We start from the raw sequence: 1565 nt of genomic DNA, 5'->3' as shown, positions 1-1565 counted from the left end.
GTTGCGTGCTTGTGTGCGAGGATTTTCCGAAGGAAAATCAGAAGCAAGCAAGCAAAGCAACAAACATTGGTTTAGCTAAAAATAGCAATTTTTTATACACGGTGTTGTAGGTAGTTTTTTATAGTCTATATCCAATTCCGAATTTCATAATATTAATATTCGTATTGTAACTAATATCTGGAACTCCATTTTCAACTCCGATTTTCACAAAATCATATTGTGCTTGTAAAAAGAATTTTTCAGATATATCATATGCAATTCCTAAAGTAAAATTAAACCCACTTTCGCTATCGTCAATGTCAGCAGGTAATTCAGCATCTCGATTGTCTGCCCATTCTGCATTATAAATAAGTATTGAATATCCAATTCCGATTTGAGGATGAAGTTTTTCTAAATTCGGAATATTAAACTCTGCAAATAAGCGAGGTTGAATAGGAATAATTTTAACGTCAAACAGTTGATTCAGGTCGGTTGCACCTGATTTAGTGTTTTTAAAGAATCCAAAATTCGCGGACACTCCTAAATTCAGTACTTCCTTTTGTAGAAATCTGTAGTTGATTCCCAAGTCAATAATTCCATTATAGTTGTCTTCCAAAAAATTATCTCCAATAGCGATTGGGAAATTAGCCTCAATGTCAAATTTAGATTCTTGGGCGTTTAAATTTAGAGCTAAAAATAAAGTTAAAATCCAATAAAGGTTTGATTTCATAAGTTAAGTCAAGTTTTGTTTATGTTTAATTTCAGTTTGTTGGGCAAATTACCTACAACGTTTATGTATATGAAATGTTGCGTGTTTGTGTGCGAGGATTTTCCGAAGGAAAATCAGAAGCAAGCAAACGAGCAACTACCTTTGGTTTAGGTAAAACTAGCAATTTTTTATATACGGTGTTACCAAACGGTTTTTATAATCCGACATAATCAGTTTCTTTAATATTTAAATTTCCAAGTCTGTTGTTTTTTATGTTTATGGAATACCAAACTCGCCAAACATTATCTGTATCTGGTATAGCCAAACTGGAATTTAGATAAATTGTGTTTGCTCTTATGCTATCAATTTCTGTTGTGTAAAGGTTGCATTCTGCGTAAAATTCAGGAATTAGTGATTTTTCAAAGTCGGTTCGGTCAATTTGTTTTTTGTCAACAGTTGAGTCGGTCAAAAGTTTAAAATCAGTCACCATTTTGTGAGAATGGTCTAAATATGGTTGTTCTCCATCTTGAGCTAAATTCCTAACGATTGAGCTGTCGTTTAAACTATAAGTTTTTAATTCAAGAGTATGTTTTAAGTCAGAAATTTTAAATTCTTTTTTGCTGGAAATTGTGTCAAGAATTAAAGCCCAATAATTATTAATTGTATCCGTATTCTTTTTTGATTGTACAGTTTCTAGTTCGATTTTTTGTTCAACTTCAGATTGGATTTTGTCCGATTTTTTTCGGTCGCAACTCACAAACGAAAATATAAATATTAAAATCAGAAGTTGTTTCATAGTTCGCTTTTCAACTGTTTGGTAACGTTTATGTGTAAGGAACGTTGCGTGTTTGTGTGCGAGGATTTTCCGAAGGAAAAT

The 1565-nt window shown here is 32.1% G+C and carries 2 protein-coding genes; both read right to left on the bottom strand.

The window, feature by feature from the left end; translation table 11 throughout:
- Positions 1-118: 118 nt before the first annotated feature.
- Complete coding sequence (locus tag ACFQ0I_RS17450) at positions 119-709, bottom strand: outer membrane beta-barrel protein (protein ID WP_379944274.1); 591 nt, start codon at positions 707-709, stop codon at positions 119-121.
- Between the two features lie 193 nt (positions 710-902).
- Positions 903-1484: a hypothetical protein gene (locus ACFQ0I_RS17445; protein WP_379944273.1), complete on the bottom strand. Its 582-nt coding sequence runs from the start codon at positions 1482-1484 to the stop codon at positions 903-905.
- Between the last annotated feature and the right edge of the window lie 81 nt (positions 1485-1565).

This window comes from Mariniflexile aquimaris (genome assembly GCF_042676825.1).
Taxonomy (GTDB): Bacteria; Bacteroidota; Bacteroidia; order Flavobacteriales; family Flavobacteriaceae; genus Mariniflexile; species Mariniflexile aquimaris.
The sequence above is the reverse complement of the archived record's forward strand: the minus strand, read 5'-3'. Positions and strand labels throughout refer to the sequence as shown.